At 46.1% G+C, this 19,245-nt stretch carries 20 protein-coding genes, 1 tRNA gene and 1 pseudogene; 5 read left to right on the top strand and 17 right to left on the bottom strand.

Annotated features, from left to right (window positions below; genetic code table 11):
- Positions 1-186 precede the first annotated feature (186 nt).
- Positions 187-510 (bottom strand): recombinase family protein, encoded by a 324-nt coding sequence (locus P8P30_09875; GenBank protein MDG1287850.1) that lies wholly within the window; start codon positions 508-510, stop codon positions 187-189.
- Positions 511-637: 127 nt separating this feature from the next.
- Here P8P30_09875 and P8P30_09880 point away from each other — a divergent pair, with 127 nt between their 5' ends.
- Positions 638-1,855 (top strand): bifunctional DNA primase/polymerase, encoded by a 1,218-nt coding sequence (locus tag P8P30_09880; protein MDG1287851.1) that lies wholly within the window; start codon positions 638-640, stop codon positions 1,853-1,855.
- Here the strand turns inward: P8P30_09880 and P8P30_09885 are convergent.
- The 7 genes from P8P30_09885 to P8P30_09915 are packed head-to-tail and all read right to left on the bottom strand — an operon-like array spanning position 1,852 to position 8,306.
- Positions 1,852-2,892: a type I restriction endonuclease gene (locus tag P8P30_09885; GenBank protein MDG1287852.1), complete on the bottom strand. Its 1,041-nt coding sequence runs from the start codon at positions 2,890-2,892 to the stop codon at positions 1,852-1,854. The two genes, P8P30_09880 and P8P30_09885, sit on opposite strands and share 4 nt — an antisense overlap.
- On the bottom strand, positions 2,889-3,863 hold the full coding sequence (locus P8P30_09890) for a DUF3644 domain-containing protein (protein MDG1287853.1): 975 nt from the start codon (positions 3,861-3,863) through the stop codon (positions 2,889-2,891). The genes P8P30_09885 and P8P30_09890 overlap by 4 nt, the downstream gene beginning before the upstream one ends.
- A gap of 39 nt (positions 3,864-3,902) precedes the next feature.
- Positions 3,903-4,775: a restriction endonuclease subunit S gene (locus P8P30_09895; protein MDG1287854.1), complete on the bottom strand. Its 873-nt coding sequence runs from the start codon at positions 4,773-4,775 to the stop codon at positions 3,903-3,905.
- Positions 4,775-5,365 (bottom strand): TIGR02391 family protein, encoded by a 591-nt coding sequence (locus P8P30_09900; GenBank protein ID MDG1287855.1) that lies wholly within the window; start codon positions 5,363-5,365, stop codon positions 4,775-4,777. Before P8P30_09900 ends, P8P30_09895 begins: the two co-directional genes overlap by 1 nt.
- Positions 5,362-6,393: a virulence RhuM family protein gene (locus P8P30_09905; protein MDG1287856.1), complete on the bottom strand. Its 1,032-nt coding sequence runs from the start codon at positions 6,391-6,393 to the stop codon at positions 5,362-5,364. The genes P8P30_09900 and P8P30_09905 overlap by 4 nt, the downstream gene beginning before the upstream one ends.
- Positions 6,383-8,104 carry a class I SAM-dependent DNA methyltransferase gene (locus P8P30_09910; protein MDG1287857.1) on the bottom strand — a complete coding sequence of 574 codons (1,722 nt, stop codon included), beginning with the start codon at positions 8,102-8,104 and terminating at the stop codon, positions 6,383-6,385. The genes P8P30_09905 and P8P30_09910 overlap by 11 nt, the downstream gene beginning before the upstream one ends.
- A complete protein-coding gene (locus tag P8P30_09915; GenBank protein ID MDG1287858.1) occupies positions 8,097-8,306 on the bottom strand; it encodes a helix-turn-helix domain-containing protein in 210 nt (69 codons plus the stop codon). Before P8P30_09915 ends, P8P30_09910 begins: the two co-directional genes overlap by 8 nt.
- A gap of 11 nt (positions 8,307-8,317) precedes the next feature.
- On the opposite strand from P8P30_09915, the gene P8P30_09920 reads away from it, so the two are divergent.
- Positions 8,318-8,989 carry an alpha-ketoglutarate-dependent dioxygenase AlkB gene (locus P8P30_09920; GenBank protein ID MDG1287859.1) on the top strand — a complete coding sequence of 224 codons (672 nt, stop codon included), beginning with the start codon at positions 8,318-8,320 and terminating at the stop codon, positions 8,987-8,989.
- A 372-nt stretch (positions 8,990-9,361) separates the two neighbouring features.
- On the opposite strand, the pseudogene arsB reads toward P8P30_09920, so the two are convergent.
- The 5 genes and pseudogenes from arsB to P8P30_09945 form a co-directional block, all read right to left on the bottom strand.
- Positions 9,362-10,372 (bottom strand): annotated as a pseudogene (gene arsB, locus P8P30_09925) (ACR3 family arsenite efflux transporter).
- Between the two features lie 172 nt (positions 10,373-10,544).
- Positions 10,545-11,003: a DUF1376 domain-containing protein gene (locus P8P30_09930; protein ID MDG1287860.1), complete on the bottom strand. Its 459-nt coding sequence runs from the start codon at positions 11,001-11,003 to the stop codon at positions 10,545-10,547.
- A 2-nt stretch (positions 11,004-11,005) separates the two neighbouring features.
- Entirely contained in the window at positions 11,006-11,230 is a 225-nt protein-coding gene (locus P8P30_09935) for a helix-turn-helix domain-containing protein (protein MDG1287861.1), read from the bottom strand.
- A 123-nt stretch (positions 11,231-11,353) separates the two neighbouring features.
- Positions 11,354-12,091: a hypothetical protein gene (locus tag P8P30_09940; protein MDG1287862.1), complete on the bottom strand. Its 738-nt coding sequence runs from the start codon at positions 12,089-12,091 to the stop codon at positions 11,354-11,356.
- Positions 12,092-12,198: 107 nt separating this feature from the next.
- Positions 12,199-13,314, bottom strand: coding sequence for a site-specific integrase (locus P8P30_09945; protein ID MDG1287863.1), 1,116 nt, complete (start codon positions 13,312-13,314; stop codon positions 12,199-12,201).
- A gap of 274 nt (positions 13,315-13,588) precedes the next feature.
- Between P8P30_09945 and P8P30_09950 the strand changes: the two genes are divergently transcribed.
- Together P8P30_09950 and P8P30_09955 are read left to right on the top strand one after the other, a co-directional pair.
- The gene (locus P8P30_09950; GenBank protein MDG1287864.1) at positions 13,589-13,909 is read left to right on the top strand and encodes a helix-turn-helix transcriptional regulator; all 321 of its coding nucleotides are present in this window, start codon (positions 13,589-13,591) and stop codon (positions 13,907-13,909) included.
- The gene (locus tag P8P30_09955; GenBank protein ID MDG1287865.1) at positions 13,909-15,192 is read left to right on the top strand and encodes a HipA domain-containing protein; all 1,284 of its coding nucleotides are present in this window, start codon (positions 13,909-13,911) and stop codon (positions 15,190-15,192) included. The genes P8P30_09950 and P8P30_09955 overlap by 1 nt, the downstream gene beginning before the upstream one ends.
- Before the next feature lie 386 nt (positions 15,193-15,578).
- Here the strand turns inward: P8P30_09955 and P8P30_09960 are convergent, their stop codons facing one another.
- Both P8P30_09960 and P8P30_09965 read right to left on the bottom strand, forming a co-directional pair.
- On the bottom strand, positions 15,579-16,073 hold the full coding sequence (locus P8P30_09960; GenBank protein ID MDG1287866.1) for a hypothetical protein: 495 nt from the start codon (positions 16,071-16,073) through the stop codon (positions 15,579-15,581).
- A gap of 18 nt (positions 16,074-16,091) precedes the next feature.
- A complete protein-coding gene (locus P8P30_09965; protein MDG1287867.1) occupies positions 16,092-16,304 on the bottom strand; it encodes an AlpA family transcriptional regulator in 213 nt (70 codons plus the stop codon).
- A 155-nt stretch (positions 16,305-16,459) separates the two neighbouring features.
- Here P8P30_09965 and P8P30_09970 point away from each other — a divergent pair, with 155 nt between their 5' ends.
- Positions 16,460-16,759 (top strand): septation protein SpoVG family protein, encoded by a 300-nt coding sequence (locus tag P8P30_09970; protein MDG1287868.1) that lies wholly within the window; start codon positions 16,460-16,462, stop codon positions 16,757-16,759.
- Between the two features lie 372 nt (positions 16,760-17,131).
- Here P8P30_09970 and P8P30_09975 read toward each other — a convergent pair.
- Positions 17,132-17,206: transfer RNA gene (locus P8P30_09975), tRNA-Asn, on the bottom strand.
- Between the two features lie 776 nt (positions 17,207-17,982).
- Complete coding sequence (locus tag P8P30_09980; GenBank protein ID MDG1287869.1) at positions 17,983-19,014, bottom strand: succinylglutamate desuccinylase/aspartoacylase family protein; 1,032 nt, start codon at positions 19,012-19,014, stop codon at positions 17,983-17,985.
- Between the last annotated feature and the right edge of the window lie 231 nt (positions 19,015-19,245).

Genomic DNA, 19,245 nt, shown 5'->3' on the forward strand with positions numbered 1-19,245 from the left:
GGTTCAAATCCTACCCCCGCAACCAATTTCCCTTATATATCATATACTTATTTACCCCTCTGCTTTAGCCATTACTTACTCCCTGTTAGAAGTAGGCATGACGTAGGCAGTAGAAATTCTATATGACTGTAGCCTCCTCTGTATTTTATACCAGTCTATTAAGTAGCAATGTTACCCTTTCAATTCTCACTTAGGGTCATCAATGGTGAAGTTGGCCATCTTATATTGCGGGTCGATAGCGCACCTGAATGCACGAAACTGCCGCTTCTTATCCGTTGAGATGATAGCCTTACCAAATGCCTGTTGGTTGCCGTTATAAGGAATGACAGTGTTATAATCCTTACTTTTCTTACCGGACTCTACTTCTACCACTTCACTGATAAGAAAATCATTCTCCGCGAGATACTGCCTAACGGTCTCCTGCTGCGCTTCTAACCCTAGTTTGGATGTGCCCTGCCTATCGGTAGATACTCGGTAGTAGGCGATAAAACTCCGTGACTTCTGCTGCATACGAAAGCGTATGAGAACACTAGGGGCAGTCAATTATAATTACGAATCGGTGCAATTAATTGCACGAATAGGACAAGCTATTGGAAGGTGATTATGATTGATTGCCTAAGTCATTAAAAACGGTATCGTGTTCAAATCTATGCTTAATAAGATTGAACAAACTACAGAAAGTGTTTCCATTCCTCACGATTTTAGTGAGATTCTGGAGACATCAGATTCACCACCTGCTGTGTTTTTTTGTGGCTCAGGCTTGTCCTGCAAGCTAGTTGATTCTGTTGGGAGCTTAGTAGAAAAATGTGAAGACGCTGCTAGAAGCCTGAACTGCGGTATACTTGAAAGAACGCCTGAGAATAAAGACCAGTACCTTTATTTATGGGCGGAAGATATTGAAGGGCAGCTAAAAAATGCAAACGAACCCTTTCCAAAGCTACGAATTGCGGAATCTCTCGGCTTACTAGATGATGAAAAGTGGTTGGGGAACACAGCGACTCGAATTCCTTTAAGCAAACACTCCGCCAGACATCGCATTATCGCCCGTTTTGCAAGAGAGAAGATTTGGAAAAACCTATGGACGCTCAACTGGGATTGTTTTTTAGAGAAAGCTCTCCAATGTACTGGCTTTGTGAATAGCACGGAGAACGGAATAGAGAGGCTAGTCCCATGGCCTGTTCACTACAAAACCCGTATAACCTTGGATGATGCTAAAAATTTAAACGATGAAATTGTTATTTTTAAGCCTAATGGATGCGCAAATGCACTGCACAATGCAACAAATGAGATTGTGCTTAGTAATGAAGCGAAAGCCCAACACTATATAGACCGCTTCTTAGTAACGCAAAGCGAACTTACTGCTAGGGACAAAAGCTTACCGCTAAATCAATCTTTCTGGTCAAATTTATATGTCGATCTTGAGAACAAGCGATTGGTTGTCGTTGGCTGGAGTATGTCAGAGTGGCTCATGAGTTATAATAGCCTTCATGAAGGAGCTTTAAAACTTGCAGCACAAGGATTAAAAGTCCACCCGCTCAAAGCAAAGGAAAAAGTGCCTAATAGTAACAATGGATTTAAGGATGCGTCTAGTGATCCTGAACAATTAGCTGCTTGGTTTGGAGGAACTGATTGTAATATAGGAGTTCGCACAGGTAATGGCCTTGTGGTTATTGACTTTGACCCTCGTAACGGTGGACTTGAAAGCCATGAGGAAATCAAAGGTGATTTACCTGAAACTCTGCGAGTCAATACAAGTGGTGGTGGCTTTCATCTATACTTTCAATCCGATGAACCTATTAAGTCAGGTACCAATGTCCTAGGTAATGGCATTGATGTGAAGGCAGAGGGCGGCTAGAGGCACTCAAAGTTCTGCCTGTTGGTGGATACCACCAGCAAAGTTGGGTTATTCATTTCCTTCTGTTGCAGCAACATACCCGCATAGCAGCACATCGAAATACTCTTGCCCGAGCCTTGCGTATGCCAAACCACTCCTGCTTTTTTGCTGTTGGGCTTAATATCGCTTCGTAGGTCTTTATGCGCTCCAACAGATGCTACAACGGTTGCATTTACGGCTTCACGAACGGCGTGAAACTGATGATAACCAGCAATTTTCTTGATAATGGCCGCGTCGTCATTTTCAAAAAGAACAAAGAAGCGGATATAATCGAGCAGCATCGCAGGATCAAAAAAGCCCCGAACCATGGTTTCGAGTTCCCACTCCACCACCGGTTTATCATCTTCATCTTTAATGGTGCGCCATGGCATAAATCGCTCTCGGGCAGCGGTGAGTGATCCAACTCTCGCCGTGTAACCATCGCTAATCACCAACGCCTCATTACAAATAAACAAATCGCTGATTTCATCTTTGTATGTTTGGATTTGGTGGTATGCATCCCAGATATCGGCATTCTCGTCAGCCGGGCTTTTTAGTTCCAGCACGGCAATAGGAAGGCCGTTAATGAAACAAATGATGTCAGGACGGCGCGGCTGGCGAGTGCCCGTGATGGTAAATTGATTCACTGCATAGAAGCTATTGTTGCTTTGCGTGTCAAAATCCATCAGCAACGCGTGGTCATGCTTAATTTCATCATCAATTTTATATTGCACTGGCACACCCTCAAGCAGCATCCGGTGGAACGCACGATTACTGGCAACAAGGTCCGGGCTTTCTGGCTTGCTTACTGCCACCAAAACCTGTTCCAAGCATTCTAATGGCAAATGTGGATTGATGCGTGCAAATGCAGTTTGTACATGCGATTCTAACACCACCTGCGCATAATCACGACGTAGTGGCGATCTGCTATCCGGCGCAATATCGGGGCCATGCGCCACATCCCACCCGCACTCGCGGAACCAATCAAGGCATAGATTTTCTAATTCAGTTTCGTTCATGCGACAGCCCCTGTGTTCTTGGTGTAATGCTTGTCTAATTCTTTATAAATGTTGGAGCTATAGTAGCGTTTCTTCATGCCAGTTTTCTTTGTGTGGTCTAAATAACGTTCTCCAGACAGTTTATCATCTTTTTCGAGTATCTTTTTTAAATCCCAAAAAGTTTTATTGAATTTGAAATCCTCATAACGTGAAGGTAGCGCACTTTTTAGATCATCATAAGGTAGCGGATATTTGTTTCTAAACGATTCTTCAGAATCAATAATAATAGGTGCACCATCTTTATCAAATTTTACAGACATGCCTTTACCACTACGTGTAAACTTGACGTCTATAACAAGTGCAATATCGTGCTTACACTCTTCGGTGTTTTTAGCTTTTTGTATTCTCAGATAATCTAGAAGCTTTTTATGCCCATCAGGCGAGTTTTTCAGGTTTTCTATATCAAATGTATCTGGAGAGCTAAAGGTAAGGGGAATTAAAGAGAGGTTAAACTCAGAAAGGGATTTATTGAACCATTCCACTGCCATTATCTCATAACTTTTAAGCGATGCGGTGGCAATTTCGAGGAAGTCTTTTTCAAACAGCTTTGTTGAATTCATGAAATGAACAGCATTGTCTCTAATTTGAATAAGAGTCTCAATTTGAATCTTTAGATTCTGATCACCTATTTCTTTTTTCAATAGCTCTACAATGCCGAATGTTTCAAAATTACCTGTACGGTTTGTTTTGTATTTCAATCGCTTTCTCGGTGTGCCATCTTTCTTATTATCAGACTCAATCCTGTATAATGATTTTAAGTTACCGTTATTATCCTTTAGTCGTTTAGCTTTTAAGAGAAGCTCCCAAGCATTAATCATGAGAATTGAAAAGCTTTCTTCTCGGTATGAGAAGTTAGGCTTGTTGTATAATTCGATTGCAGATAGAGCCGCCTGAAGAGACTTGTCTAATAAAGCATTATGCCTGGACTTCACGCCGCCTCCTCATTTTTAGTTAGATCATCAACGGAGACTTCACCTGAAAGCAATTTTGGCAACATCGCCAATCCTTCCCGCCTCCCAACCCTCTGGTATCTCGCCTAGTTCGCTTTCCACCAAGCGGGAGGGGAAGAGGGTGGCGGTGGTTTGGAGGTTGGCGTAGGCTTCGGGGTTGGTGGTTTTTAAGGTGGCTAGCTCGGCGGGGGATTTGCCGCTGATGGTGGTCATGGCGGCGAGCGTTGCGTCTTGCTCTGTGCCGCCAGCTTTCAGCGCGGTTATTTTCGCGCGGGTGGGTTCAAAATCCACAAACCAACTCTTAAACACCGCCTGCGCCATCGCCTCCAGCGTCTGGTTGATCTGCTGGTTAATGGCGATTTTTTCATCAAATTCTCGCAGTACCTTAGATATAAAAATACTGCTCTGATAATCAATTTTAGGGCATGGTAACGATTCTATGGTTTTACCATTTATATTTGCCTGATTAGCGCTGCCTGATGAGTTGGAAACGAGATACTCTTGGCTAGAAGAGAGAGAAAGAAGGTAAAAAAGAATGTCAGGATGAATCGACTCTTTTTGTTTCATTGTGAGTCGACCAACGCGTTGGTTTATCCACGCATCAGGGTCATTTTTCCAAACTCGCGCCGCTCTGCCAACCAAGGAATTTGGAGCATTTGGACCAGAGCCTGTCATTGATATTAGAATGTCTCCTTCTTTTGTTTTCCAGTTGCTTGTGCTCTCTGCTAAAGATTCATGAATAAAAGCTGTTTCTTGATAATCGACATATCCAAAGCGCACATTCTTGATTTTTAACACAGGACATTTTCCATCTTCCTGGAAATCCGAGCTCTTGTATGCGTATCCACCTTGTACCTTTGCGTACTCGCCTAGTGTAGTAATATCGTATTTCATCACGCCACCTCCACACATATAGAGGTTTTATCAATAGTGGTGTGTTGTTCGATTTGATCGGCAAACCAGCAGATGAGGTTGATTTGAATCAGCGCGGCCTGAGGAGGCATTTCTTGGTTTGAATGTGCAGGAATGCGTCGGCAGAATTTTGCGATAAACCTTAGGCCATCCACTAGCCCAGAACCGATATTTTTTATATGCGGCTCGGTCACACCCTCAAACTGTAAAGGGCCATCCTTACCAAAGGCTTTGTCAATCAGATGCGTCGCATCCGCATCATGCACACCGCTGCGACTACGGATAAGATCAAACAGGCATTTAGCAGCCTTAAACACCGCTTCACTGCATTGATTGACGGCGAATAACGTTGCCACTTCTTTTTTGATGGAAGGTGCGTATTGAATGTCATCAAAACTTTGTGGCTGTAATTCTGGAAGGCGCGAAAATGTCTGAGCTTCGCTCGGCAGCTGAAGATTCTGGTCTTTGTATAGCTCACGAATCAACCACAGTGCACCTAGCACTACCGCGCCACCGACAATCCATTTTACGGCGTTATCTGAGAGCTGAATATTGACGGTGGTCGTGGTCATTCCTTCTTCCCCTTTGATTTTTCCACCAGCGCGTCAAAATCTGAGCGAATCTTCTGGGTTTTGTTGAAGTGCTTATATTCCTCCAATGCCTTTTTCTTGGCTTGCGGGGCGCTGATATTACCTTTGCCTTGCAGCACATCATATTCATTGAAAGTCAGGAATTTATCGACGCTCTCGGCCAGATCGGCCATGGTCATCGCCACGCGGTTTTCGATGATGTTTTCAATATAATCGAAGAAGCTGGAAATAGTACGTTCCAGCTTCTTGATGTGTTTCTCATCCAGATAATTCTTCGCCACCGTCACATCGGATGCCAACACGCGCCCTTTGGGCGCATTCTTCCATGTCATCAATCCGGCATAAGGGGCATTGCGGTCTGATTTGCTGTCGATGATTTCCGCTGCCGTCTGCCCGGTAATGGCATAGTGGAACTTGTTCTGTATCATGGCATAGAAATTCTGCGTGATATCCGCTTTTGGGTCATAATCGGTGCTGATTTCAGCGAATATATCGGTGATCTTCTGATAAATGCGGCGCTCGCTGGTGCGGATGGAGCGGACGCGCTCCAGTAATTCTTCAAAATAATCTTCACCGAAGGTGGTTTCACCCTGTTTCAGGCGCTCATCGTCCATCACGAAGCCTTTTTTGATGAACTCCTTGAGCACCTGCGTTGCCCAGATGCGGAACTGCGTCGCTTTTTTGGAATTAACGCGGTAGCCCACCGCGATGATAGCGTCGAGATTATAGAACTTCAGATTGCGTTTAACGCTGCGCCCACCCTCATTTTGAACTACCGAGAATTCCTCGGAAGTTGCGTTTTCTTCCAATTCCTCATCCGCATAGATGTTTTTAAGATGCAGGCTGATATTATCGGCTGAGGTATCAAATAGCTCCGCTATTCCCTTTTGAGGAAGCCAGATCGTTTCATTTTGCAGTAGTACCCGAACCTTGATTTGCTCGCTATCATTGCCATACAGAATGAACGGCGTTTGAGTGTCCGTGAGTGTTAAGTCTTTTTTAGAGCTCATATCCCAACCCCGCTAGATTCTTTTTGATTTCCCCTTCCAAGCGGTCGCTCTCTGTGAATTGGGTTTTGAGCTGCGCTGTGAGACGAGCCATTTTCTCGGCGAAGGGCTCTAAGTCTTCCTCCTGATCTGCTGCACCGACATAACGTCCTGGGGTGAGCACAAAATCATGCTTTTTCATATCCTCTTGGGTGGCAGACATACAGAAGCCTGCTTCATTCTCGTAGCCATCGCCCATCTGCCATGCGTGTAGCGTGTTGGCGATTTTGTTGATTTCATCTTGTGTGAAGTCACGCAACACACGGTCTTTCATAAAGCCCATGTTGCGGGCATCGATGAATAGGGTCTCGCCTTGGCGGTTGCGCTTCTTAGCATCGAGGCGCAAGCCATTAGCCTTGTCTTTCGTGAGAAACCAAATGCAGGCAGGAATTTGCGTATTGGTGAAAAGCTGCCCGGGTAGCGCAACCATACATTCGACCAAGTCTTTTTCGATTAAGTGGCCGCGAATTTCGCCTTCATTATTGGTGTTGGAGCTCATGGAGCCATTAGCGAGTAGCAGCGCCATCGAACCTTTTGGTGAAAGATGATAGAGCATGTGCTGTAGCCACGCGAAGTTGGCGTTACCTTGCGGTGGCTGGCCCGCAATATTCCAACGCGCATCGCCTTCTAGCTTGGGGTGCCACCAGTCTTTGATGTTGAATGGTGGATTAGCCATCACATAATCAGCGCGAAGGTCTGGGTGCTGATTATCGAGGAAGGTGTCGGCGTTCTTTTTGCCGAAGTTAAAATCAATGCCGCGAATCACCATATTCATGGCGGCGAGCTTCCATGTGGTGGGGTTGGCTTCTTGGCCGTAAACAGAGATTTTCTTTTTTTGCTCCGACACTTTGTAGTGCTTTTCCTGTGAGTGTGACTCAATAAAACGATCTGTAGACACGAAGAAACCACCGGAACCCATAGCGGGATCATAGACGCGCCCATCGTAAGGCTCCAACATCTCAACAATCAGAGTTACGATGCTTTTGGGAGTGTAATATTGCCCGCCTTGTTTGCCTTCTGCTAATGCGAACTGACCGAGAAAATATTCATACACATGGCCAAGAATGTCTTTGCTATGCAGGTTGAGCTTTTGGCCCTTATATTCGGGATTGCTAAAATCCGTTTTTGAGAACACATCGCTGATAAGCCCGTATAGCGTATCGTTTTCTAGCTGGTATTGACTGATGCGGTTTAGAATGCCTTTAAGTTTTGGGTTGGTTTTTTCAATTTCATCAAGCGCATTGTCGACCAACCAAGAAACGGAGCGCAGTTTCAAATCAGAACCCGACGCGTCTTGCCATAATGTAGTGCCAATGGGCAGTGCCGCAGTTTCGCTAATGTATTTCCATCGGGCATGAGGGGGAACCCACACCACGTTTTTCTCTTTATAATAATCGGTCAGTTCTAATTCTTCGTTGATAGCCGCTTGATATTCATCTTCGCTGTCGTAATCGTCGCGTGGTAGATGGTAGATGTTATCATCGCGGTCATCTTTGAACAATGCCACGAGGTCCCGTTGACGTTCTTCAAACGCGTCAGAGACATATTTAAGGAAAATAAGGCCGAGAACCACATGCTTATAATTTGCCGCATCCATGCTAGAGCGCAATTTATCCGCTGATTTCCAGAGCTTGCTATCTAACTCGTTTAGGAATTCTTGTTCGAGATTATTCATCCGCGCCGCCTTTTTTACTTTTTTCAATCCATTGTTGGATATCATTTTTATCAAACCGCCAGCTTCCACCGACTTTGAATCCAGGGATTTCGCCATGCAAAGCAAGCCTATAAGCCGTCTTTTCATTAAGCTTAAGATAGGCTGCCACTTCTTTAATGGTTAGTATCTCGCCGGTCATCTGCCCCTCTTTTGCAATTATCATTTGAGAAAATAGTGATAATATTAGAAAATGTCGATGATTATCAGATATTTTTTGGTCGAAGAAAGTTAACAGTGCACACACAACAGACTCAACCCAGCTTATTTGAAGAGGATGCTCAGAAAGTGCTGCCTGATGGATTGCGCTATATCCCCAACTTCATCACCCCAGCTGAAGAATCCACCCTTCTCAATAACATCGACCAGCAGCCATGGCTCAATGATCTGAAACGGCGCGTGCAGCATTATGGTTGGAAGTATGATTATACCGCTCGGCGTGTGGACAGCACGATGCGGCTGGGGCTGTTACCGAATTGGCTGATGGATTATTGCCGCCGATTATACGATGAAGAGCATTTCCCCAAATTACCCGATCAGGTGATTATCAATGAATATGAGCCTGGTCAGGGCATTGCGTCACATATCGACTGCGTGCTGTGCTTTGAAGAAACCATTGCTGCACTGAGCCTGGGTTCGTCCTGTGTAATGGAATTCACCAACCCAGATACTAGTGAGAAAGTTGCCCATATGTTGGAACCGCGCAGTCTGCTTATCTCCTCAGGCAATGCCCGTTATCAATGGAAGCACGGGATTACAGCTCGTAAGACAGATAAACATGAAGGCCAAACTATCCAGCGCAGCAGACGTATTTCTCTGACGTTTCGGAATGTGATTATCAATTCATAATCAATATCCGTCACATCGTGTCACGCTTCGTCACTTCGCGTCACATCATGTAACAGCGCGAAATATTTTGTAACGCGATGTAACAGGATGTAACGGCAAGTAACGCGATGAAACATTTTGCAACGGCATGCAACGCCGTGCAACAGATTGCAACACGATGCAGCGTTTTTGTGCATACACCTTTCCAAACGAAATGCCCCCACATATCCCCATTTCGTTTTCTCAAGCCCTAACTCTTTGATTTATCAATAACTTGATACCAAGAAAACGAAACGAAATGGTTTTTCTGGAAATGTGCCTAGTAAAACCCCGCGCCCTCGGCGTACCCGTAGGGGGGGGCCACGGGAGTACCTTGCATGTTGGTCGCTGATATTAGGCAGGGAATTTGTGTCTCGTTCTATTAGCAAACGCCACCAGCGAGAGCATCACCGGCACTTCGACTAGAACGCCGACCACCGTGGCGAGCGCTGCGCCGGAATGTAATCCAAATAAACTGATAGCAACTGCCACGGCCAGCTCGAAGAAGTTGGACGTACCGATCAGTGCAGCAGGTGCAGCGGTGGAAAATTGTACGCGCCAGAGATATGCCCATGCGTAAGCGATAAAGAATATGCCGTAACTTTGAATGAGTAACGGCACCGCTATCAGGCAAATCACCAGCGGTTTATCGATGATGGTCTGTGCTTGGAAGCCAAATAGCAGCACAACAGTTGCCAGCAATCCCATGATCGAGAATGGCTTTACTTTGGCGGTGAAGCGTTCAATGCGCTCATGGCTGCTGTTCCTGTCCAGTCTGCGGCGTGTGGCGTATCCGGCAGCCAGCGGGATCACGACATAGAGGATAACGGAAAGCAGCAGGGTTTCCCATGGCACGACGATATCGGTCACGCCGAGCAGGAAGGCAGCCAACGGCGCGAAGGCAAAGATCATAATGATGTCGTTAATCGATACCTGTACCAGCGTGTAGTTGGCATCGCCGCGCACCAGCTGGCTCCAGACGAATACCATCGCGGTGCAGGGTGCAACGCCGAGCAGAATCATCCCTGCGATATATTCCTTGGCAGTTTCGGGCGCGATCAACCCAGCAAACACATGCTCGAAAAAGAGTACACCGAGTGCCGCCATCGTAAAGGGCTTCACGAGCCAGTTCACCACCAGCGTAATGCACAGTCCTTTGGGTTTGCGGCCAACGTCCTTGATACTGGCAAAATCAACATTGACCATCATAGGGTAAATCATCACCCAGATAAACACCGCCACAACAAGATTCACCTTGGCATATTCCAGTTCGGCGATCATCTGGAAAATAGAAGGCACCGCAATGCCCAGCCCAACACCTGCGCCGATGCTTAGCCCCACCCAGAGGGATAAATAACGTTCAAAAAAAACCGAGTGGTGAGTGTTCTTTCATCGCCTTCACTTCTGAATAGGTTAGCTGTGTTTCTATTGCTTGTTCTAGCTAGCATAGCAGCTGGATTTGGTCGCTGATAGCGCTTAAATGGGCGAGTTATCCACAGTTTTAGCTCTCTCTATTAAAGAGTAGTTCTAGTTTTAGTTATGGGTCTAGTTCTAGCTGGTCGAGTACGTCGCTTATATGTCGCCCTGAGCCGTTGGTGCGCCGCCTTGCTCCACCGACAGCGCCATCTTTCGCTACAGCGTTCGCTTGAGTGCTTTTCCAGTTTTCTGCCGTTTTACGTCCACCTTTGCCGCCATTTTGTGCGTTGATTGCGCTCTTTTTAATCGCACTTTGATAGTCTTTTTGTAGTCGTTTTTGTGTGATAACGCCTTCATAAATGAGCAAGTAGTCACTCAATCGAACCTTGATTTTCTGCCATTTTTTCACCGGAATACGCAGCAATCGTGCAACGTCTTTATCGTTGTCCGGCAGGTGACCACCTTTTATCCACAGGTGATCCATCAGCAGGCGATACGCCCCTTGCTCCTCCAGCGTCAGCGTGCCGGTGTCGGAAATATGCGCATCAAGATACCATTGCTGCATCGGAATTTTGCCCATGGCTACACCCCATCTGGCAGTTCGATATTCTCGGTACGCGCATCGACAAACGCCAGCAGATCCGAATAGCGGTATTTCACCAGCCGCCCGACTTTTACATATGGCAAGGTATAGCGCTTATTGCACGCCCACACCGCTAGCGTGTGCTCCTTCACGCCTAAAAACTCTGCCGCCTGTTTACGGGTGAGCAGGCATTCCTTCAATAAATCTTCTTTGGTTAATTGCATGATTTTCTCCGTGGTTGGTTGTTGATACGCCCAACGTTACGGAGCTTTATGCAGTTGCGGTAGATGCGTGGCGGGCAGACTTAAATGCGTGCGCGGCAGACTATGGTGTGTGCTGGGCAGGCTCTATACTGAAGATCGATTCATCACCCGCACCCAGCGATAAATCGTATCATAGGGGTTGGAAAGTGGTTCGTCTCCTGTCATCGGGTTATGCTCCAGCTCATCGGCAAGTTTGAGCGCGATTTGGCTCATGCTTAAGTTGGAGCCTTTGGCGCGAATTTCTTTGAATCGCTGCTCTGCGTAGGCCTTGGTTTTGCCGTAGAGTTTCTCGGCGCGGGCTTTACCACCATTTTTTGCCTGACGGATTTGCTGAGTGGTGTGATGCCGGATCATTGCCGCGCAGCTATTAGCGGCAACGGCATGTTCCACCGCTTGTTGCAGCTTTAGAAGCTGTGAGGCGGAAAGTACCGCAACGCCATTTTTCTGCAATTCTGGCAAGGCTTGGTTAAGCAACATCAGCGCATTGATGAGATAAAGCGAGGGGGCCTGCTCGCAGAATGTTTTGTCAGGATCGGCGATGCCGTATTCTATTGCGGGTGGATCAAGAAAAATGCCCAGATCATCCAGCCCTTCCACCGCCGTTAAAAATCCATCTATCGAATCAATATCGAAACTGTTCTCATACAGTGCCAGCAATTCCTTCAGCAGATTTTCAAAGGCGGCGGGCACTGGTTCGGAAATATCAAAACCATCAGTATAACTAACCGCATCGCTTTGCTTACAGCGAAACCAGCCGAGCAGGAAACCATCCAGCTTATGCAGCAAGACATGTTCGGTGGAAATGGCGGCGGCCAGCATCATGCATGCTCCGCTTCGTTCTTTTTGGCGGCGAGGAAGAGTGCTTCGGTGGCGCTTTGCACTGATTGGCGGACGGGTTCCAGCGTGAGTCGCTCATAGATGGCGGTGGATTACTGGCTTTTATGGCCGAGCGATTTGCCGATAATCGCGGTGCTAGTGCCCTGTAATGCCTGCCAGCTACCGAGTGTACGGCGCAGATCATGGATGCGTAGGTTTTCAATCTCTGCCACTTCGAGCAGGCGATACCATGCTTTCTTCGGGTCGGCCAAATGCCCATCCACACCATCGCCAGGGAAAACATAATGTGATTCTTGTTCCGTCAGCTCCTGCACCTTTTTGCGTTTTTGCAGCATCTCCATCGCCTGTGGCGAGAGCGGTACGTTGTGCGGATCGCCATTTTTGGTATCAGGAATGCGCCAGATTTTATGCTCCATATTGATGTCCTTCCAGCGCATGGCCAGCACATTGCCCTTGCGGGCACCGGTGAGCAGCGCCATCAGGATGAAATCACGCGCGGTGATATTTTCCTCTTTTGCTAGCGCATCAAAAAAACGAGCGACTTCTTCCGGCAGCAGAAAACGGTCACGCGATTGCTCACGGAACTTCTTCACGCCGAGGGCGGGGTTACGTCCATCCCAGCCCCATTCAATGGCTTTGTTGTAGATCGCTCGCACGCGCTCTAAAATTCGGTTCGCCTGATAACGTCCGCTGGTTTCGCCCAAGTCAGTGTGTAGCTTGTGCACATCTTCATTGGTGATGCGCGAAATTTTGCGATTAAACCAATGTGATAAATGCTTGTTCACCTCGCGTTCGTCGTATTTCCAGGAGCGTTTGTATTTTTTGCTGTAGCGCTCCATGTAGAGCTCGAACAATTTGGCGAAGGTCATCTCGTCGCGGATGGCGCGTTTCTCTGCCTGCGGGTTTTTGCCCATGGCGATGCTGCCTTTGGTTTTTGCGGCCAGCTTTCGGGCATTCTCAATGCTGAGGTCAGGATAGCGCCCTAGCGTGATGCGCTCATCTGCGCCGTCAATACGTTTGCGCACGAAGAAGGTTTTGCTTCCGGCCCGCGTGACGGAAACTGATAGCCCTGTTTCCTTAGTATCACGGTAATAGGCCCGCACCGATTTGGTGGGCGCAGGCAACGCCTCAATGTTCTTTTTCGTGAAGTTGATTTCTTTGCCTGCCATTTTCTTGATAAATACCCGTGTAATTTGGTGTAATGTCATACACATGAAGCAATAGAAAAAGGCAGAAGTAAACTTCTAAAGTGTTCGAACATTCAATGGGTTGAAATGGCTGGGAATTATGGAAACCTTCTGTGGGGCATAGGAAAAAATAATACTAATCCTATCAAAAATGATCCTTAATCCTATCGCGGATAATAGAATTAGATGCTTAGCGTGGAAGGATTCACGCTTCACTCAACTCTTGCACCAATGGTTATTATAATATACAATAGAGCTATATATGATTATAATAATAACCATTAAGCCTTATTAAATGATGAGAAAAACTGTAACATTATCACCAGCGTTAGCTGATGTTTTGAGCGCAATGGGTGAAAATATCAAATTAGCCCGTTTGCGTAGAAAGATTACAACTACCATGCTGGCCGAGCGTGCGGGCATTAGCCGCGTGACGCTGCGTAAAGTGGAGAATGGTGAAAGCGGCGTTAGCATAGGGATCGTTGCCAATGTGCTTTTTTGCCTCGGCCTTGAGAAAGATTTACTGCTGCTCGCAGGTGATGATCCGTTAGGGCGGCGTTTGCAGGATGCTGAGCTGACCCATACCAAAGAGCGCGTACCCAAGAGGAAAGGCTGATGGCGGCGAAACAACATACACAAAAAGCAATTCAAGTATGCGCGCATTGGCAGGGTATGGATGATCCAATCTTAATGGGAACGCTATATGCTACACCGTCCAGAGGAAAAGAGGTATTCTCTTTTGAGTATGAAAAGTCCTGGCTGCAATCAGACTATGCACAGAATCTTGACCCCGATTTAGGTTTGTTTTCCGGGCCGCAATATGCGCGTGATGGGCATGATAATTTCGGCCTATTTCTGGACTCTTCCCCCGACCGTTGGGGACGCGTACTCATGCAGCGTCGTGAGGCACAACAGGCGCTAGCAGAAAAACGGGATGTGCGCTCACTGTTGGAATCAGATTATTTGCTGGGTGTTTTTGATGCCCACCGCATGGGGGCATTGAGGTTTCGCTTATCAGAAGATATGCCGTTTTTAGATAATCAGATGGATATGGCTGCGCCTCCATGGACGAAGCTGCGTGAACTGGAATATGCCAGCTTGCAGTTAGAGCGCGACAATGCCGAAAGTGATAAAGACTACCTCACATGGCTGAAAATGCTGATTGCCCCAGGTGGATCGCTCGGTGGTGCTCGCCCCAAAGCCAGCGTGCTTGATGATAGTGGCCATCCATGGATTGCCAAATTCCCCAGCCGCCGCGATGAAATAAATATCGGAAAATGGGAACATTTGATTTCACAGTTGGCACAGAAGACAGGCGTTGAAACCGCACAATCTGAAATCCGTCATTTCTCCGGAGAATATGACACATTCCTCACCAAGCGGTTTGATCGCACAGACAATGGCGAGCGTCTGCATTTTGCCTCAGCAATGACGTTGCTTGGCAAAAAAGACGGCGATGGTGGCGACACAGGTGTGAGCTATCTGGATTTAGCAGACTTTCTGGTGCGTCATGGAGCGCAGGTGAGCAAAGACCTGGAGCAGCTTTGGCGGCGTATTGTGTTTTATGTGTGTGTGTCCAACACCGATGACCATCTGCGTAATCATGGCTTTATGCTGACTCCTCAAGGCTGGGTGCTTTCACCAGCTTATGACATTAATCCTGTGGCCACCGCAGGCGGTTTGTCGCTCAATATTTCTAAGGATGACAACAGTCAGAACCTTGAGCTTGTGCGCAGTGTCGCTCCGCATTTCCGCGTAAGTGAGAAGCGGGTGGATGAGATTATTCAGGAGGTCATAGCAGTGGTTCAGTCTTGGTCAGAGCTGGCAAAGAAACTGAATATCCCATCCCGTGAAATGAGCCTGATGAAGGGCGCGTTTCGAGTGACGGATAGCGATTAATTTCCCAATTCCGGTGCCGCATTTGCCGAAATCTGGTGCCGCACTGGTGCCGCATTCGGGGTGAAAAAGGGTGTATTTTCACTTGTTTGGAAAATCTCAAAGTAATGCCCGATAGATTATTTGCTCTGCCCCTGAAGCTCTAACTTATTGGTGTAAGTATATCGTTGAACGGCTTTGGCCTGTTCGGTTGATAACTTCTGGTAAGCGTATAATTCTTTTTTGCATTGTCTGACCTTGTGTGTTGTTGAACAAGGTCATTCGAGCACGTTGCTAGTGCTTCGAGTGGGATATCCTGAAAGTTAATCGGATTTCCGATTACTCACTTATGTATTCATCTTCTAATTCTATCGCTGCTTTTCTAAGGCAATCCTTCACGGTGCCTGGGTCTATTTTGATGCCATATAGATGGCAACAGCCGTTAAGTGAGTCTTTAAGGTGGGAGTTGCAGAATCATATAATGTCACGTCATCCACCACGTGAAGTGAGTTTCGTATTTCAGATATGTTATCCAACGAATACGATTTATTCATTTTAGTTTGGCAGTCACGACACAAAGCACGCGCTAAAACTCGTTTCCCTTTTTGCTCTAATTGAATTTGATTTTTCAAAAACGGTTTTGCTTCTTTGCAGCTCATGCAAAACATCTCATTTAGCTTGGTTTTGCATTTATTTTTCTCATTCATTTTACCAAGAAATACACGCAAATCCTCTCCATAAATAAGAAATGCCCTCTGCTTATCAATCACAGGCAAGCCATCTTTAACCCAGCCGCGCACCGTTTGCTGGTGGAGCCGTTGTGATTGATACAATGCACAAACCTCATCAATGTCATACGAGTACCAATATTTAATGCTTTTCAGCGGGTAATTTCTCTTTCCCATAAATCAATACCAGCACAACTATTGCTGTGGCACGGATGCTTTTATAGGGCGGCTATTTGAGATGCGCGACTCAATCCAGTCATTGACCTCGCTCTCAATCCATCCCACCGCATGACTGGTAATTTTAATGGGGGCAGGGAAAGTATTCATCTTGATGCCATCGTAGATGCTAGAACGACTTAGCCCTGTTTTTGACTTCACTTCTGAAAGTCGGATAATTCTTTTAGTCATTTTTTGTCCTCATTAGTTCGTTATCAAACGAGGACATCTACGCAGGTATTGAAAAATATTGTCCGAAGTCGGGTTGGGCTTATCCGACTTCGGGAAGTTTAGGCTTTCTCTGACTCCTGAACAGGTCGTTCAAACCAAGACAAATAGGGAATATAATGAAAATCAGTGAAGTAAATATCATCCCTGTTAAACCACATAACGGTCTTATCGCCTTCGCCTCCCTCGTCATCAATGATGATATTTTTATCGGTAGCATCGCGATTCACGAAAAATTAAGCGGTGGGTTTCGCCTTACCTACCCGACTAAACAGTCAGGTTTGCACAAAACTAATGTTTTCCATCCGATTAATAGGCAAGCAGGTGCAGAGATTGAGAAAGCAGTAATGAACAAATTGAATGATGTAATGAAGAAAGTAAACAACCATGTTGGATACAATAGCCCTATCGATTGCTGATAAAGCATTTCATATTACCAAACCCGAATGTTTTAGCCCCCATGCCAATACAATTCGCAACCCATTATACAGCAACAACGGCGGCTTTTTTAAGGCAACCTACAACCCAAGCAATGCTGATAAGAGGCTGGGCTAGAGATTAATGAGCAATTAGAACGCCATCACACTGGTAATGAACAGTTCAAAATTGCGCTCAGTAGCTTGCTGGGCTTAGCTTCTAACATAGTCGAGCTATTTGACCGTTCGAAAACGGATGAAAAGAGGCAGCTTATTGGGTATATGTTTTCGAACTTGGAATTGGAAGGCTCAAAGCTGCGCTATATCTTGCAGAAACCGTTTAACCTATTTGCTGATTTAGCATCTTGTAAGGAATGGCTCCCCGGGCCGGACTCGAACCAGCGACAAGGTGATTAACAGTCACCTGCTCTACCACTGAGCTACCGGGGAACACCGAAAGCTTCGAAAAGCTCACTGGAAGACCGTATAACAACAGGCATCATCAATGCCAAGAGTTTTTTTAGGTAATAGTGAATTTAACATCAGGTTGAAGCTTTTGCGCCCATACCTGAGAAACCATAACATAGTATACTTTCTGCTTTCAGAGCTTTGTTTTCTTCGTAAGTCTAGCCAGAGGCACAAAGAAGTTTCGAGAAATCCGCCGTGACTGCTTTCTACTCCGAAAGTCTTTTTTGGAGGTTGGCAATCGAAAAGAAGTAAAAAACTCTTTACGGGCAAGCTTTATACCCGGTGTGAAGTATAGAGGCACTAAGTATTATAAGTCGACATGCAGCAGTTATACTTACCGATGACAAGATGTATTTCCCATAATTGGCAAGCTTCCCATAAAGGAGGTAACTGCACCAGTATTGGTAAAAATGTTGCAAGGCATTGAAGCTAGAGGTGTATATGAACTAACTCGTCGCGCTAATCAGTATTGCAGTCAAATTTTACGATATGCGGTTATGCATGGAAAAGCCGAACGTGATTTTACTCTCGACATACGCGGTGCATTAAAAACGAAGTCAGTTAAGCACCATGCGGCTATTGATTCCCGTGAATTGCCCGAATTCATCAAGGCTCTCAATAATAACGATGCTCGCATGTACAAGCCTACAAGGTTACCCATGAATTAATCAAAGAACTTTCAAATTAAGAAGAAAATCATGCCTGATAAGAACAATAAGGCTATTTCTATGCTTAACCTAATTCCGTATTCGACTTGGTCAATTTTCTAAATTTTCTTCGAAGGCCTCGACAACGCGCCCCACAACTTCTTGAGAGTCTTCAAAAGTGGCAATGTGGAAAAGCGCGTCCCCATTATTCACCAAAGGTAATATAGCCATACCAATCACAATGCCGGTTCTTTTGGCGCGAACCTCAACTTTTTCATCACCAAACGAGTTGGATAACACACCAAGCAGTTCGCCTTTTTTCACGCGACTTCCCAGCTTTTTGTTAGCGCGAAGGCTGCCGCTATGAGGCGCACGAATCCAATGGCTCGATTTGGCAATGAAAACTTGCTTCTTACGTTGCTTCAAGCTGACCTTCCCCTCCCCTTCAATCATGCCAATCGAGCGCATGACCGATAGAATGCCTTGGACACCAGACTTAATCACCTTTTCTTCATAGCGCAATGCTTTGCCCCCTTCAAACAGCAACATAGGTATTCCCATATCAGCCGCAGCCTGGCGCAAAGAGCCATCACGAATATCAGAATCAATGACGACTGGAACGCCAAAATTGAGGGCCAACTTCTCCGTCTCTTCATGATGCAAACAGGCGCGTATTTGAGGCAAGTTACTGCGGTGAATTGCCGCGGTATGTAGATCAATACCATGCGTAGATTTACTCACAATTTCACGCATAAAAATATGAGCGATTTGGCCGGCAAGAGATCCGGTCTCTGACCCCGGGAAACAGCGATTTAAGTCTCGCCTATCGGGCAGGTAGCGAATATTTCGATTGAAACCAAAAGCATTCACAATCGGCACGGCAATCAGTGTTCCTTTGATTTTCGAAAGAGCTTTCTTACGCGACAGAATCCGCTTGATGATTTCAACACCATTTATCTCATCGCCATGAATTGCGGCTGAAATGAATAATACTGGCCCCTCTTCTGTGCCCCGCACCACTTCAACCGGAATCTTCATTTCAGTGTAATCAAACAGTTTTGCTATGGGAATTTCAATTTGCTTGCGCTGCCCCGAAGGGACAGATACGCCACCAATTATCATATCCTGAGTATGCACTGTCATATCTAACCTTTGCTTGCCCTATTGTTCGGCTCTTTGACAGAATATTAGCGGGTTTTATGGAAATAAGAAAGCGGCTCGTATGATTTGAAAAAATAAATTCAAGGCACCACCTAGCCTAGAAAGCAGGTTCCCAAGCACTTCATTTTTCCTTCTTATTGGTTACGAATATTTATAACGCTAATATCTGCAGATGTCGCAGCTGTTTGAACTGCAACCGCCTAGCGTTAGGCA

The sequence above is a fragment of the Rickettsiales bacterium genome, assembly GCA_029252805.1.
Lineage (GTDB): Bacteria > Pseudomonadota > Alphaproteobacteria > Rickettsiales > JALZUV01 > JALZUV01.